Annotated in this window: 13 protein-coding genes; 7 read left to right on the forward strand and 6 right to left on the reverse strand. The window is 70.5% G+C overall.

All coding sequences use genetic code 11. The annotated features are described in order from the left end of the window. Positions 1–228: 228 nt before the first annotated feature. The 3 genes from ACIOJD_RS33955 to ACIOJD_RS33965 all read left to right on the forward strand — a co-directional run bounded on the left by ACIOJD_RS33955 (position 229) and on the right by ACIOJD_RS33965 (position 2,350). Entirely contained in the window at positions 229–495 is a 267-nt protein-coding gene (locus ACIOJD_RS33955) for a hypothetical protein (protein WP_401920333.1), read from the forward strand. A 79-nt stretch (positions 496–574) separates the two neighbouring features. Continuing rightward, complete coding sequence (locus tag ACIOJD_RS33960) at positions 575–1,252, forward strand: hypothetical protein (protein ID WP_401920336.1); 678 nt, start codon at positions 575–577, stop codon at positions 1,250–1,252. Positions 1,253–1,378: 126 nt separating this feature from the next. After that, positions 1,379–2,350, forward strand: coding sequence for a hypothetical protein (locus tag ACIOJD_RS33965; RefSeq protein ID WP_401920338.1), 972 nt, complete (start codon positions 1,379–1,381; stop codon positions 2,348–2,350). 45 nt (positions 2,351–2,395) lie between these two features. Here ACIOJD_RS33965 and ACIOJD_RS33970 read toward each other — a convergent pair whose 3' ends face one another. Further along, positions 2,396–3,034, reverse strand: coding sequence for a 2'-5' RNA ligase family protein (locus ACIOJD_RS33970; RefSeq protein WP_401920340.1), 639 nt, complete (start codon positions 3,032–3,034; stop codon positions 2,396–2,398). A gap of 226 nt (positions 3,035–3,260) precedes the next feature. On the opposite strand from ACIOJD_RS33970, the gene ACIOJD_RS33975 reads away from it, so the two are divergent. After that, entirely contained in the window at positions 3,261–3,482 is a 222-nt protein-coding gene (locus ACIOJD_RS33975) for a hypothetical protein (RefSeq protein ID WP_401920343.1), read from the forward strand. 54 nt (positions 3,483–3,536) lie between these two features. Further along, the gene (locus ACIOJD_RS33980) at positions 3,537–4,367 is read left to right on the forward strand and encodes an NUDIX hydrolase (RefSeq protein ID WP_401920345.1); all 831 of its coding nucleotides are present in this window, start codon (positions 3,537–3,539) and stop codon (positions 4,365–4,367) included. Positions 4,368–4,407: 40 nt separating this feature from the next. Here ACIOJD_RS33980 and ACIOJD_RS33985 read toward each other — a convergent pair whose 3' ends face one another. Continuing rightward, positions 4,408–4,704, reverse strand: a complete 297-nt coding sequence (locus tag ACIOJD_RS33985; RefSeq protein WP_401920347.1) for a hypothetical protein — start codon at positions 4,702–4,704, stop codon at positions 4,408–4,410. Positions 4,705–5,003: 299 nt separating this feature from the next. Here ACIOJD_RS33985 and mobF point away from each other — a divergent pair, with 299 nt between their 5' ends. Beyond that, positions 5,004–6,971, forward strand: a complete 1,968-nt coding sequence (gene mobF, locus ACIOJD_RS33990) for a MobF family relaxase (RefSeq protein WP_401920349.1) — start codon at positions 5,004–5,006, stop codon at positions 6,969–6,971. Between the two features lie 631 nt (positions 6,972–7,602). Here mobF and ACIOJD_RS33995 read toward each other — a convergent pair. Continuing rightward, entirely contained in the window at positions 7,603–8,046 is a 444-nt protein-coding gene (locus tag ACIOJD_RS33995; RefSeq protein WP_401920351.1) for a hypothetical protein, read from the reverse strand. Between the two features lie 679 nt (positions 8,047–8,725). On the opposite strand from ACIOJD_RS33995, the gene ACIOJD_RS34000 reads away from it, so the two are divergent. After that, a complete protein-coding gene (locus ACIOJD_RS34000) occupies positions 8,726–10,123 on the forward strand; it encodes a replication-relaxation family protein (protein WP_401920353.1) in 1,398 nt (465 codons plus the stop codon). Positions 10,124–10,174: 51 nt separating this feature from the next. Here ACIOJD_RS34000 and ACIOJD_RS34005 read toward each other — a convergent pair whose 3' ends face one another. From ACIOJD_RS34005 to ACIOJD_RS34015, 3 genes are all read right to left on the reverse strand, one after another. Continuing rightward, positions 10,175–10,393 carry a hypothetical protein gene (locus ACIOJD_RS34005; RefSeq protein WP_401920355.1) on the reverse strand — a complete coding sequence of 73 codons (219 nt, stop codon included), beginning with the start codon at positions 10,391–10,393 and terminating at the stop codon, positions 10,175–10,177. Between the two features lie 449 nt (positions 10,394–10,842). Continuing rightward, positions 10,843–11,130 carry a hypothetical protein gene (locus tag ACIOJD_RS34010; protein ID WP_401920357.1) on the reverse strand — a complete coding sequence of 96 codons (288 nt, stop codon included), beginning with the start codon at positions 11,128–11,130 and terminating at the stop codon, positions 10,843–10,845. Further along, a complete protein-coding gene (locus ACIOJD_RS34015; protein WP_401920360.1) occupies positions 11,130–13,652 on the reverse strand; it encodes a Helicase associated domain protein in 2,523 nt (840 codons plus the stop codon). The genes ACIOJD_RS34010 and ACIOJD_RS34015 overlap by 1 nt, the downstream gene beginning before the upstream one ends. Between the last annotated feature and the right edge of the window lie 703 nt (positions 13,653–14,355).

Below are 14,355 nucleotides of genomic sequence, written 5' to 3' on the forward strand. Positions count from 1 at the left end.
CGTATCCAGGTTGACGCCCTGATCGCACCTCACCGAGCAGCTGACGAGGGCCGGTTCTCCGAACTTGTGAAGCCGCCCTCTGTGTCTGCGCCTCCCGTTCGGAAGAATCGATCGAACGCTCGCGTGCCAATTGGCACGCGGCGTAAAGCCGGTCTGGGCGGGCAACGGAGTCGACGCCCTCTCCAACGGCCCACCTGGGTGTCAGTGGCGGCTGGGAAGCTGCCACACATGGACGAGTTGATGCGACGGCGGGTGTACGGCGCCGACCAAGACGATCCCGACCCGGGCCCGCAGCCCGGACACGTCTACCGCGAACTGGTCGCCGGTCCGCTGGACGGGCTGCTTCTGGACGTGACCGGCTGGAGCGAGGAACAGCTCGGGGGAGGGGCGTTGTTGATCACGGAGATCGGCGCATACGGGCCGGGAGGCCGCGCGGATTACAATCCCCGCCCTGGTGACCAGGCCCGGTGGGAGTGGGCAGGTGATGTCCCTTGACCGTGAGCCGGATCATCCCGATGCCAGGCCGGTAGGCGTGAGGGATAGCGTGCGGGCAGGCCATTTCGAGGAGGACGTCGTGACGGGGTGGGAGCAGGCGTATGAGCGGGCGGGAGCGCTCGCCGCGGCCGGACAGCCAGCTGGTGAGGACATCTGGGAGTACGTCGCGACGCGGGGCGCGATCGCGATCACTCTGCAGGCTCTGGGACTGGCGGGTGGTGGGCCCAAGGAGGTGCCGACGGGTGTGCTGCTGTGGCACCTGGAAGAGCATCATTTGCGTGAGCTGGCCGTGTGGGTGGTCGGAGACGAGCTCGCGTGGGCGACCGACACCGACCCGGCGACCGTCGATACGAGTGATCCTGTGATTGCTGCCTGGCTGTGGCTGACCCGGACCTGGCCGGAGCCGGAAGGAAAGGGCCCCATCCGCCGGCGGTGGGACGGCATGTCGCGTGGCGTCGCCCCCGGTCTACCCGACCCCGCCGCCAACATAATCCAGGAGTGGGCGGCCTACTGCGTGCGCCTGGCGTTGGGCAAGGAACGGTCCGCGCTCGACGTCGGCACCAGGGTCCGGGTCGTCGGCGGCGCGTACATCGGTCTCGCGGGGCGGGTACAGGATCTGTGCTTCGAGATGGATGACGAGCGCGGCGATACAATTCCGGGGCCACCGCACGGGTACGAGGTCCTGATCGCGGTGGATCCCCCGCACGAGTTCCGGCCCACGCTCCTGAGCGCGGATCAGGTGGCCCCGGACCAGTGATCAAGCGCCCGGCCAGCAGCAGAGTATTCACCTGATCGGCCGGGCGGGGACATACGCCCCGACCAGTGCGGCCCTGCACGCCTCCGCCCGGACACACAGCGTGGTGTGCTCGGTAGCGTGCACCGGGTGAAGACCGAGGAGTCGAACCAGGGGAGTGGCGCGCGAATGTGGCAGCGGGCGAGAGATCAGGCATACACGCTGTATGCGTGGCACCGCCATCACCGTCTGGGGCTGCCCGAGGAGGGGCTGCGGGGCGCATATATCCGCGCGCATCCGGGGATCGAGGACCGCTGGATGTGGGAGGAGTCCGTCCTGGCGCTGGTGTTCTGGCACACGGCCCGGGGCCGGGACCTTTCAGTCACCGACATCACGATCGCCGACGCCGTCTCGACCGTCGGGCGGATCACTCTTGCCGACCTGGCAGCGGACCGACTCCCGACCGCTGCCACGGAGTTCCCTACGGCCTGCCAGCTCCCGGACGCGCTGGAAGGTGTGACGGGACTGCTGCGCACCCACGCCTCCGAGCCTGGCCCGGAGCGTACGGTCGGCTACATCGTCCGCGATCTGCGCGCGGCCCCGGCACGCTTCGGCGACCACGAACACGGCGGGTGGGCCGACGGCCACCAACTGCTTCAGCAGTTCCTGAAACACGGGCAGCAGCAGCTGCGCGAGGGGACATGGGCCGTCGGCCCCGAGGACCGGAGGGCGGCCGCAGCCGCCGGGCTGGATAGCCCGCCAGCCTACGACTACCCGGTTACTCCGGCCCCCGGCGATCCCGCACACCCGTCGTGGCTCCAGCGGGCCCATCACCTCGCCTCGCTGTCCGTCTCGCTGAGCACGGTCGCCGCCACAGTGCCCCGTACCGCGCAGGGATTTGATGCGCCGCTCGCCATGGTGTTGATCGCCGCCGCCGGGATCGGTTCCGACGTACGGGCCCCCGTCGCCGACCTCGACCCGGTCTGGGCGGAGACACCTCTGTCCTCACCGGAATGGGAACGGAAACATGTCCCTGCCTCGCTCCAGGAGCTCGTCGACGCCGCCGAGCGCGCCGCCGACGACCTGGCGAGGTTCCTCGCCGCTCTCGCTGCCTCCGAATGAGAACCGGTCAGAATGCCGCCACCGTACGGGCCGCGCCGACGTGGCTCACGAAGAGACCCCGAGAGGAACGTCGGTGATGTGGTCCCACATGATGCGTCGGCCATCGTGCCACTGGGAGACGAGGGACAGCGCCGTCACCGGAAGCGTGACAAGACCAGGCCCGTGGTCGCTCAGCCAGATTTTCATCGCCTTCCGATCGGCCCGTGCTGCGTCGGGGCCGGCGTACGCCAACGAGGCGTGTGCGTAGTGGCGGTCAGGGATCAGCGGCCACCGGCTACCGGCCACCTCAGTGGTCGCCTGCCAGGCTATTTCCCACAGCCTGCGGGCGGGGGCACCGGGACGGGCGGTGCACTCCAAACCGACTCTGCCGACGGCCGGAGGATTGAAGGTCAGCTCGAAAGGCGCGACCTCGGCAACGCGTTCGCGAACCAGCGTGACGATCCGGGCGATCTCTGTATCGGTGGCGGAATCCTCAGGCCCGGAGTGGAGGATTGTCGTGTGCAGCCACTCCGGAGCTACCGGCTCCAGACCCGGCATGTGCGTGAGTTCCGCATACGGCTCCACCAGTTGCTCGCGTACGGCGCGGCGGTCGGGGAGCACATGCCAGTGCAGATCGCGGCGTCCTTCCGGCCACGAGTGCGTCCGCGAGGTGACCTCCGCGAAGAAATTCTTCATACCGATCAACAGAACTCCCTTTTCGCCGACTTGGCGTAGTACCACAGGCCCTCACCGAGTACTCCCATCTCACCAGAGGTGCGAGAGCCACCAGCGGGGGCAGGAGGAGGAATTCCCTTTTCCTGTGGCTCCAGACTGCTGGGATACCGTGCCGCACATAGAAGATTGCATAGCCATGCCAGAACCGGCAGGGCTTCACCGCCGGCCTGACGGCTCGATGAGTAGGGGAGGGCTTGTGGACGCTGGCCGGGACACGGATACGCCGTGGTGGTACCGCATTCCATCGGTCGCGGTCACGCTCATCACTCAGAGCGTCGTCGCCATCGTGGTCTACACGACCTCCTCCAGGGAGGATGATGTCCGGCTGATCACGGCCCTCGGAATCGGGTTGGCTGCCGGGTTGGCCGCAGCGTTCGTACAGGGGATGGCCCAGAAGCGTCACGACCAGAATCACTGACGGCCCGGCAGAGCTGCTAGCCCCCTGGGGGAGCCACATAGATAGGCTCAGGACGTGGATGTTGAAGAGGTCGGCCGGTGGAGGCGTACCGATGGCCGTGTGCTGTTCGCGGGCGGTCCGGGTGGTCGGGTGCGGCTGGTGGTGGATCAGGCGGTCCGGCCGGACGGGCAGCCCGTAGCATATCCACACGTTGCGGTGCCGGACTCGGTGCGGGTACTGGCGGTGTACTGCGGACGGGTGGCGATGGTGCGTCAGCACGTCTACCTGCACGGCGCGCTGACCGATCTGCCGGGCGGCATGGTCGACGACGGTGAGACACCCCACGATGCCGCCGCCCGCGAGCTGGCCGAGGAGACGGGCCTGACCGCGACGTGGCTGCACCCTCTCGGCACGGTCGTCACCGCCCGGTCGGTGACGACAGAGGGCGTGCACCTCTACCTGGCTCACGGCTGCCGGCCCGGCTCGGCGTCCCTGGACGCGGGCGAGGACCTGTCCGTGCACTGGGCCACCTGGGCCGAGGCGATCGGTGAACTCGATCCGATGGCCCCTGCATCGGAGCCGGCCCTGGCCGACGCGGCCTCACTCGCGGCGATCCAGCGCACCGCCGTACTCCTGCGCCGAGCTGGCGGGGAGCCGCCCATCAGCCGTGATCACGACGTGGTGCAGGCGGCCCGTGCAGCGCACATGGGGGTCACCACTCGTGATCCGATCCTGGGCGACCGCCCGGCGCTGGTATGGCTGGACGTGGTGATCGGTCGGTATGCGGAGGGTGCCGGGATCGTCAGGGACCTGGAAGAAGCCCTCGCGAAGCCGGGCCGGTCTGCGGCCGGGGAGCGTGCGTGGGAGCTTGCGGCCGACCGGCTGGCCACGATCACCCAGCCGTAGCTTGTCTCCAACGGCGGTTGTTGTCGTTTCCCGTCCGCGCTTACGGGCCGGTGAGGATGTCGTGGGTGCCGATACGGCGCCAGATGATGTGCTGGGCGCCGCGTATGCGTTCGGTGCCGTATTGCCAGGTGGCGCGTCCGTTTCCGGCCCACGTGAGTTCGTAGACGCCGGGCGCGCAGCGGACGCGCTTGATACGTAACCCGGGGCGGAACTGACGGCCGGTGCGCAGGTCGGGCACGAAGGCGTCCAGGACGACGCGGCGGAAGCGCCGGCGCTGGGCGGGGGTGAGGTGCTGGAGGTCGGCGGTGAAGCGGGGGCAGGTCTCGAAGGTGGGCACTGGTTTCCTCCGGGCAGCACGACGAAGCCCCCGGCGGTTGCCGGGGGCTGATGTAGGCGGTGCTCGTTACTGGTGGGCGTTCCTTGGCACTCGGTGGTGCTCAGTGGTGCTTGTTGGTGTCGTCCGGGTCGTGATGTGAGGGCTGCCGGAGCCGGAGAGCGATGACATTCGCTTCCGGCCCGGGGCCGCTTCCCGCCCGGCGGGCACCTGAGAAGAAAGTTCGGCTCCTGCTCCCGCCTGACGGGACGTCCCGCTGATCGGCCTTTCCTTGCAGGTCAGAGCCGTGTGGCGTGGTCTCCATGACAGTCGACATCAGGGTCATCCGGGCCGGTCAGATGTACCGCTACTACCTGCGCGAGACCGTTGTCGGTGACGGCCGCCGCCCGGCGCGCACGCCGCTGCGCGTCGCCCAGGAGCAAGCCGGGGTCCCGGTCGGGCGATGGATGGGCCGCGGCTTGGCCGTGCTCGGACTCGCGCCGGGCGAGGAGGTCACCGAGGCGCAGCTGCGGAACCTGTTCGGTGAGCGCGGCCGCCACCCGTACGCGGACCGGATCGAGGCCGACCGGCTCGCCGCGGGCGACTCCCCGAAGAAGGCGTATCGGGCCGGCGCCCTCGGACGCCGGGTGACGGTCACGGGTGTCGACTTCGTGTTCCGGCCGCAGCCGACGATCTACCTCCTGTGGGCGTTCGGGGATGAGGAGATGCGGCGGGTGATCGAGGCCGCGCACGAGCGGGCGATCGAGAGGGTGCTGGAGTGGATCGAGGACGAGGTCGCGGTGATCCGGTACGGCAAGGACGGCATCTACCGGGTGCGGCCGCCCGGCGGTCTGGTCGCTGCCCGCTTCCGCCACTACGAGGCTCGCTCCGGGCGGCCCTTGCTCCATGACCATCTGCTGCTGTCGGTGAAGGGGCAGCGGCTGGACGGGAAGTGGGGCTCGGTCCACACCACGGCCCTGCACGAGAACACCGTGGCGGCCTCCGCGCTCTACAACGAACTCGTGGCCGCTGAGGTCTGCGAGGCGTTGGGGCTGGCGACCGAGCCGCGCACCGTCACCCTGGGGCGCCGACCCGTGATGGAGATCGCCGGGGTGCCCCACGAGCTCATCCGCTGGACCTCCCGGCGCAGCGACCAGATCGCCGCCTGCCTGGAAGAGCTGGAGCACGAGTACGTCACCGCCGTCGACGACGACGGCGAGCCGCGGTTCCTGCCCGTGGTCTCCGAGCGGGCCCGCGCCAAGCTCAACGCCATAGCCGCCCGCAAGACCCGCCCGCCCAAGCAGTCGGCCCGGCCGCTCGCGCAGCTGCGCGAGCGGTGGAAGGCGAGCGCGATCCTCACCTCCGGTGTCGCCGCCGACGTCATCACCTCCCTCCTCGAATACGCCCGCGCCGCAGCCGCGGCGATCCGGGCCCGGATCGCCGCCGTGGTCGACGTCGCCCTGGCGGCCGTCGACGTCACCGCGACCGTGTTCGTGATGAACGACGGCGGCCGCTTCCACCGCCGCCACCTGCTCGCCGAAGCCCGCCGCCACCTCGCCCTGGTCCTGCGCGGCCGCCGCCGCGAACCCGGCCTGGACGACCAGGTCGTGGCCGCCGCCATCTCCACCCACTGCCTGGACATCAGCGAGCCGAAAACCGTACGCGGCAGGGAGGCCGGCTACCGCCTCTACACCGCCCGGTGGGCCCTGTCCGACCTCCCCGCCCGCCGCCGACCTCCGACACCCGCGCCCGACCCGGACCGGCATCCCCCGACCGATCCCGGCGAGCCGGCTGCGCCCCGGCCTCCGGGACAGGATGCGGGGGAGTGGGAGATCCCCCGCATCCCGCTCCAGTACGACCGTGCCGTCCTCGCCGGTGCCGTGGTGCGGGAGAAGCTGCGCACCACCACGACCGCCGCCGTACGGGGCCGGGCGTACGACGTCGTCGCCCACCAGCAGGCGGCGATGCCCGAGCAGCTGCTCGCATCCCCGGCCGCCGAACCCGAGCACGACGACCAGGACCCGGGCGCCGGGTCCCCGGAGGCGATCGACATGACGGCGCTGCGGGCCTTGAGGAAGTCGCGCACGGACGTGGAAGCGCTCGATCTCACGGCCGACCGGCTGCGCAACCTCCAGGAGGTCTTCGCCAAGGCCGCCGACGACTCCCTCGCTCGCGCGCGCCGCCGCACCAACCCGGACGCCAGTACAGCGCACCAGGTGCGCCGGGACGATCAGCAGGCGCACCACCCGCAGGATCCGGGACCGCACCGTGGCCGGGAGGCCGGCCACTGAGTGCATCCGATGCCGCGCACCCGATGCTGTGCATCGTCCCCAGCGATGCAGCGCATCCACTCCACTCAGTGGACTCCACCGAGTGGAGCGCACTGAGTGGTCGACACCGTGCTCGGCATCCTCTCCACTGGATGGAGTCCACCGGGTGGATGCACGACATCGTCGGGGGTGGCTTTCTCGACGTCACACGACAGCAGTTCTCGATGACCTCGGGAGGCGCCTTCCGGGCCGGGATCTCGATGTCGACGAGAACGGGAGGCATGCGCCAGCACTCGGCAAAGGCGGGACGACGGCCGCCACCCGCGCCCGTAGCCAGCGCTCCTACTCCCGTTCCTCGGACGAGCGGCACACGGTGTCTTGTCGGTCGGCACCGAGCTGCTGTCCGAAGCCATCGCTACTCGACGTGGGCAACGCCTCCCGAACTGCCCGAGAAATGCTGCTCCTCGTCATCGATAGAGCCATCGGGGACGATGCCATGCATCCACCCGGTGCATTTCCCTTGACCACGGCCCATGTCAAGGGAAAACACACCGCCCCCACGGGCCCGCTCCACCGCATCGAGTCCACCCGATGCACACCACTCCCGCGCCGCCGGCCGCACCGCTGGCATCCACTCCCACGGTGGTGCGGGCTACCGGTGGGCGCCGGGTACGGGGTGCACCGCGTGCGCGAGCACCAGGTGCTCATCGCGCATCGCCTCCAGGGTGTCGGCGGTGTCCGCGTGGTCGGGATCTGGAATGACGTTCACGGTGAACCGGATGATGCTGCGGGCGATGCCCGGCACCGCTGTGGTGGGGGAGTCCCGCGCCCAGTCCCGGAGCGCGGACAGCAGGACGCACCCGACCTCGTCCAGGGCGAAGGAGTCCGCGGACAGCTCTGCCTCCCCGTCCACGGCCGTGGCGGGCCAGACGATGTCCTCGGCAAGCCGCAGCAGGACGAACGCCAGCCCCGGATCGGCTTCCGCCCGTCCGGCGACGGCGGCGCCGCCACCCATCTGCAACGCCAGGAGGTAGTCGAAGCCGCGCTCCACCTGCTCGGGCGTCAGCGGGGTACGGGGCGGGATCAGGTACGGCATGGAGGTCTCCTCAACTGGGTGTCGACGCGCGGATCACGACGACTCCCAGCAGCCTCGGACGATCACCCTGTGGACAGAGACCAGAGATTTCTCCCTACCCCATGGGATCGGGCGAACCGGGGCCGCAAGGGCCAAACCGGGCCCCCTTGTCCAGGGTGGTCGGCCCGACCACGAACCCGACCCTGACTCCTTGTCCACCTCTGCTACCGCCCGCCCATCGCCGTGTTTTTCCTTGACCTGGCCACGGTTAGACCGCGGACAAGGGGGTCCCCTGCACACTGCTCCCTCGAGTCCCGCCCACTAGGGCGGCCCGAAGCGAAGGAGCCACTGCTATGACCACGCACCGACCCCCGGCAGGCGCCCGGCGCGCCCGCCCCGACCACGGGCCCGACCACCAGCGGGCAAGCCGTCCCGGCCTCCTGCGGCGCGCACTTGGGAGGCCACTGTGGAACCCACTTTGGTGCCCGGCACCGAGCCGGACGGAGAAAGCCCAGGTCACCCCGCAGATACGGCCGCGCGCCGCGCTGTCACAACCCTCTTATCTACTCCTGAACTTTGAAGTGATGTCCGTAGAGGAGGAGATCATCGGGTTCGGGGGCCGGGTGCCCTCTGCGGCCGAGCGCGGCCGGCGCTCGGCAGGTGGCCGCGCGCGCCAGACGACGGGGAAGGAGCGCAGCTGATGGCGGGGAAGCGTGAGGAGAACCCGGCGGGGTCGTCGAACAACCTGCGCGGTGACGTGCTGCGGGTGCTCGGAGTGCTGAAGGTCGCGACGGTCGAACAGATCCAGCAGATCTCAGCCCCGCACCTGAGCTACCGGCACACCGACAAGCTGACCCCGTCGAAGCGGAAGCAGGCTCGCACCGCCTCGCACACCGGGGCGCTGTCCGATCTGCGCAAGCACGGCCTGGCGGAGAACGGCGGGCAGCTCCCAGGCGGGGACACGCTGCGCAACCTGACGCCCATGGGCCTGAAGGCCGCCGCTCGCGAGCTGGGGCGGCCGGTGGGGGAGATGGGCAACCCGGCCCGCGGCGCGGGCCGCACCGGGGCCTCCCACCCGATGACGGTCAACGAAGCCGTGCTCACCCTGCTGCGCCCGAAGCCGAACCTGTCCGAGCTCACAGGCGAGCCGGCCGACGTCCGCGCCGCCGCGCAGGCCGCCTTCGACGCACCCGCCGGGCTGGGCACCATCGCCTCCTACGCGACCGAGGTGGCGCTGCCCGCGACCGGCACCTGGTCCAACCCCGGCAAGGGCGGCGCCCAGGCGGACATCGTCATCACCGCGCCCGAAGACGGGGTGCCGCTGCTGTTCGTGGAGATCGACAACTGCTTCGAGTCCGCGCAGGTCCTCGCCGCGAAGATCGACAAGTACATGCGGTTCTGCCAGCGCAAGGTGAAGGACGTCGACGGCAAGGAACGGCCGATGTGGCGCACCCGATGGTGGGTGCCCGACGGCCGCCACGGCGACCGGCCGCACCCGCCGCTGCTGCTCGTCTTCAACCGGATCGGCCCGCGCAACCCCAACACCGTCATCGCGCAGCTGGCCGAGCTGACCGAGCGGCACTGGCAGGGTCACGACTACGACGGCGACTTCCACATGTACGACGGCAAGCTGCCCATTGTGGTCACCGGCATGAAGCAGCTCCAGGAGCATGGCCCGGCCGGAGCGGTCTTCCGGCGCTTCGGCCGGCCGCAGAACCAGACGCTCCTCGAGGCGATCGGCAATCCGCGCCGCGAAGCCTACGACGCCCGCAAGCAGGCCGAGTACGCAGCCCGGCAGCGGGAGCACAAGGAGGAGCTGCGCCGTATCGCCGCAGAGCACCGGGCCGAGCGGGAGGCCCGCCGTCCGGTGTGCGCTGGCTGCGGCACCCGGTTCACCGACGAACGGTGGAAGGCCATCGAGCCCGCCGGGTGGGATGCCCCGCGCGAGACCCACCCGCACCTGTGCGACGACTGCAAGCAGCGCACCATCACCTCCGAACGCCAAGCTGAGCAGGCCGGGCCCGAGCACCAGGAGCACGACCAGGCCGTGCCCGAGCAGAAGGCCGGTGGCACCTGGCTCTCCCGCTTCCGCGGCTGACGCGCGAGCGGCGACACGGCCGGGCAGGTCCGTCCTGCCCGGCCGGGGCGGCTACTCCCAGGGCTTCGGTAGCGCGTGCCACAGGGTTCTGAGCCAGTCGGGCGGGTTGGTGAGGAACTTGTCCACCAGCCGGGCCGTGATGGACCGGGCGACCCCTTGGGCGGCGCCCTGGCCTATCGCGGCGGTCAGGCCGGCACCGGCAGCTGGCTGCTGCGGGACGGGCGCGGGGACGGGTGGCTGTACGGGCGCGGGAACGTTGTCCCGGGTCATGATGCTGCTCCCTTGAGCAGAGGGATCGAGGACAGCGGACACCTGCGTGGTGTCGTCCGCGGGGGTGTGCGCCGCGCGGTCGGCGGTCCTGCGGCTCTCTGCCTGAGAGCGTCCCTGCGGGGCTTCTGCCCGAGCCCAGGGTGGCGTGTTCAGCGTAGCGGCGATCGGCGCGGGTATTGCCCCGGGTGTCTGGCGGCTGGTCATCGGTACTGCCTCCGGCGTGAGTTCGACAGGTCGGGCGGGACAGTGACAGGGCGCAGGTGCTTGCGTCTCGTCCTGGCGGGCACGGCTCTTTCACCCCGTAGGGCCGGAGGCCAAGACCCGGACAGCAGCGACCGGGAGAAAAGATTCCGGGGCACGACGAAGGCCCGGACGCCTGGTCCGGGCCTTGCGCTGTCGAAGTCCCTCTAGTGAGTCGACTGCCAGTAAGGGAGTCGGAGACCTACCGTCTACTCGTGCTCTCCCCGGGAGCGGTTGGCGACCCAGTCCGGATCGCGTACGGGCGTCGGCGTTCGGGTCTCCGTGGCCGGGGTGCGCATGATGCGCCAACTGGTGCGCGGCGCGGTGACAGCGTGGACCAGGACGACGACGGCCTGGCGGCCGAAACCGCCCCGGACCCACGCCCCGGTGAAGCGGACCTGATCGGCCGCCCAGTCGCCCAGCCACTGCCACGGGCGCAGCCGCCCGAGCAGATAGCCGGCCGCGAGCGCGGCGGCCGCGGTGACGACGACGCCCATCACGACCACCGCATCCCGATCGCGGACAGCAGCTCCATCCGCTCCGGCGTCAACGTCGCCGCCCTGCTCCGCTGGTTCCCGATCCAGGCCCCCAGCTTGTGCTCCCGCTCCTCCTGGCCCTCGCCGCCGATCCGCTCGACGTGCTTCCTGGGGACCTGGAGGTGCCCCTCGCGCTCGTAGAACTGCTTGGCGGCCTCGTAGTTCATCGCCCACTTGTCGGCCTGCGTACGGCGCGGCGGCGGCTTCTCGTCCTCACTGGCGGGCTCGATCCCGAGGACCTGCTCGCACATCCACTGCTGCACGGTCGTGAGCTGGTCCCAGCCAAGCCGCACGGACTGCACCCACCGCCCGAGATCCTCGCCCTGGCGCACGACGTCGCCCGCCTCGGTGGGCAGCGCCTCACCGGCGTCCAGGTGCATCCGGACCAGGTGGAAGCACCGCTGCCAGGTCACCGGCCAGCTCGGGCACCAGGAGGCGTCGATCTCCTCCAGCTGCTCGCGCCGCTCGTCCGACAGCGCCCCGGCCGACGACTCCACCGGCAACGCCTCGGCACGCCGCTGCTCGTTCTCCTGCGCCTTCCTCGCGGCGGCCCGCGCGTTCTTCAGAAAGATGCCCACCTTCGCGCCCTGGAAGGTGGCGTCCAACGGGGCCAGGAGGTGCCCGTGTTCGGCGGCCCACCCGCGCGCGGCGGACAAGCCCTCCTCCCACGCGACGTCGAAGTGCGACCAGATCATGCCGAGCTTCTCCAGCTGCGCGACGCGGTCCTCGTCCATGTCGCCGCGGGCGTAGAACCGGCGCGCGTCGGCGGTCCACTGCCCCAGCGGGAACCCGGCGAGCGAGGCCGGCCACCCCGCGCCCTCCGCCTCCTGGCCGTCGACGGCGGGCACCCGGAACGTGAACGGCACGCGCAGGTCACCGTGCTCGCGGGCGTAGATGACAGCGGCCTCCACGCCCCGCCGCCAGTGCTCGTGCTCCGGGTTGAGAACCCGCAGGTTGATGAACGCAGCGAGGGCGGCCGGGTCGCGCGGCGTGGAGAACTTCAGCAGGGCCTTGGCGGGGGCACTGACGCCTCCGGAACCCTCGCCGCTCCCGCCCGTGCTCTTGCCGCCGTCGTCCTTGCTGACGGGCTGGTAGCGGCTCGGGGCCTGCTGCTCCGCGAGGCTTTCCACGATCCGCGCGTCGTGCGCCCTCAGCGCCTCCAGCAGCTTGGCCAGCCCGCCGAACGCCCGGCTCGTGAGCATGTTGTCCGCCGTCTCGCCCGGCCCGAGCAGCACTGGCACCACGAGCGAGGCGACCTTGCCCTCGCCCGGCTGCATCCGCAGCGCCCGGCCCACGGCCTGGACCAGGTCCGGCATCGACCCGCGCACGTCGGCCCAGTAGACGGAGTCGCAGTTTTTGGTGTCTACGCCCTCGCCCAGGACCTTCACCGAGCACAGGAAGCACTTCTCCACCACGGTGCCGTCCGTGGCGATCCCGGCCGCGAACTCCCCGAGCAGCCGGCGGCGGTGGAGCGGCTTGTGGTCCCCGCACAGCCAGTCCGCCCAAATCGTGGCCGGGTACAGCTCCGGGTCGGATGCGTGCAGCTGCGCGGCGACGTCGGGAAGGCCAGCCGCGAACGCTTCGGCCTCCTTCACCACGTGGTGGAAGACCAGCGTGCGCCGGAAGTTCTCCTCCGCCGACGCCTTCACCAGGGCGGTCTGCAGGGCGGCGAGCCGGGCCCCGCGGACCTCTGCCGAGCGGCCTTCGGCGCCCAGGAGCTGCGCGGCCTGGAGCTGTGTGTCGGTGACGTCCACGCATACGACCTGGTAGGGGGCACAAATTCCCCGGTCGATGGCGTCCGAGAGGGTCAGGGTGAAGCAGCGGCTGCCGAAGGGGCCCTCGGGGTCGTCGTCCATGCTCGCGACCAGCTCACCGGGTGCGCCGGCCTCGTCCTCGTCCCCGAGCTGCCAGAGCCGGGGCGTGGCCGTCATGTAGAGGCGGCGCAGGGAGGGGATCTTCTGGTTGTCGTGGACGACCGCCCACGGCTTCCCGATCCGGCCCGAAACGCGGTGGGCTTCGTCCACGACGATCAGGTCCCAAGCCGCGAGGCCCCCGGCGTGCGCCCGCTCCAGCGTGCCCAGACCGAGGCTGGCGTACGTGGCGTAGACGGTTACCTTGTCCAGGCCCCGCGTCCACTCCACCAGCTCGTCCACGTCCGTGGTGTTGGGGAAGGACACCTCCTCACCGCGCAGCGAGGACACCCCGATCATCGGCCCCCGGCGGCCTCCCTCGCGCCACGCGGCCTCGGTCTGGGCGAGCAGGTCCAGCGAGGGCACGAGCACCAGCACGCGGCCCGCGTGGAGCTCCTCCGCGCTGCGGACCGCCACCCGGGTCTTCCCGGACCCGGTCGCCATGATCACCTGCGTTCGAAGCCCTCGTTCGGGCACAAGTGATCTTGCAGGCAATTCGAGGGCGCGTGCGACCGCGTCAATGGCTTCTCGCTGGGCTGCCTCGCGCTGGTCAACGCGGTCTGTGCTTGACATTTCGCCTGCCTTCTCCTGGGGTGCCGTCCGGTCGATTCGAGCGGCGGGAAACGGGAAACCTGCACTTAGAGGAGCCGTTAGGGCTACGGTTGGACGGATGCGATTGGCTCGGTTCTCTGCCTCGCCAGAGCACCGGCAAGGCCGGGGGATGGATCTCGATATCGCTCCGGAGGCATCCGGGGTGGTGTGCTTTGAATCCATAGCTTATCTCGACTCCAAAAATGAAGCACACCAGAATCGTGAGATTCCCTCTAACGTGGCCGAAAGCTGCTATTCTTGCCTTATCGCAAGCTAATCCAGCACCTTGACGCCCCCTCAACTCGCTTCCTCTTCGCGGGTGGCTGGCCCCTACGCTCCGTCACTCGCCCGACCACCTGTCAGCCCCCTTCCCTCTTGCTGCTGCTTGTGGCGTGAGCCCTCATGGGTGGGCCGCGCGGAGCGTGGCACGCCTGGCCCGCACGGGAGTTGGGGGTGCGCCCTGGAGTGGCTGGAGCGCAGCGGAGGCCACGGGTCGGCCGGGGGCCGGCCCCGGCCCGCAACGCGGGCCGCCTGCCCTGCGGTTGGCGGTGGGCGCGGAGCGCGTGCCGCCTGGTGGTGAGCGGAGCGAGCCGCCTCCGCTCACGCGGAGCGGGAGCGGAGGGGGTGCGCAACGCGCACCCCCTCGCTTGCACATCGCAACGCGATGTGGTACCCGCTCCGCGGG

The sequence above is a fragment of the Streptomyces sp. NPDC088116 genome, assembly GCF_044741745.1.
Lineage (GTDB): Bacteria > Actinomycetota > Actinomycetes > Streptomycetales > Streptomycetaceae > Streptomyces.

What these genes read in the sequence shown, in the direction of transcription:
- ACIOJD_RS33955 (WP_401920333.1), top strand. Translation starts at nt 229, where the DNA reads ATGGACGAGTTGATGCGACGGCGGGTGTACGGCGCCGACCAAGACGAT.
- mobF (WP_401920349.1), top strand. Translation starts at nt 5,004, where the DNA reads ATGACAGTCGACATCAGGGTCATCCGGGCCGGTCAGATGTACCGCTAC.
- ACIOJD_RS33995 (WP_401920351.1), bottom strand. Translation starts at nt 8,046, where the DNA reads ATGCCGTACCTGATCCCGCCCCGTACCCCGCTGACGCCCGAGCAGGTG.
- ACIOJD_RS34000 (WP_401920353.1), top strand. Translation starts at nt 8,726, where the DNA reads ATGGCGGGGAAGCGTGAGGAGAACCCGGCGGGGTCGTCGAACAACCTG.
- ACIOJD_RS34005 (WP_401920355.1), bottom strand. Translation starts at nt 10,393, where the DNA reads ATGACCCGGGACAACGTTCCCGCGCCCGTACAGCCACCCGTCCCCGCG.
- ACIOJD_RS34010 (WP_401920357.1), bottom strand. Translation starts at nt 11,130, where the DNA reads ATGGGCGTCGTCGTCACCGCGGCCGCCGCGCTCGCGGCCGGCTATCTG.
- ACIOJD_RS34015 (WP_401920360.1), bottom strand. Translation starts at nt 13,652, where the DNA reads ATGTCAAGCACAGACCGCGTTGACCAGCGCGAGGCAGCCCAGCGAGAA.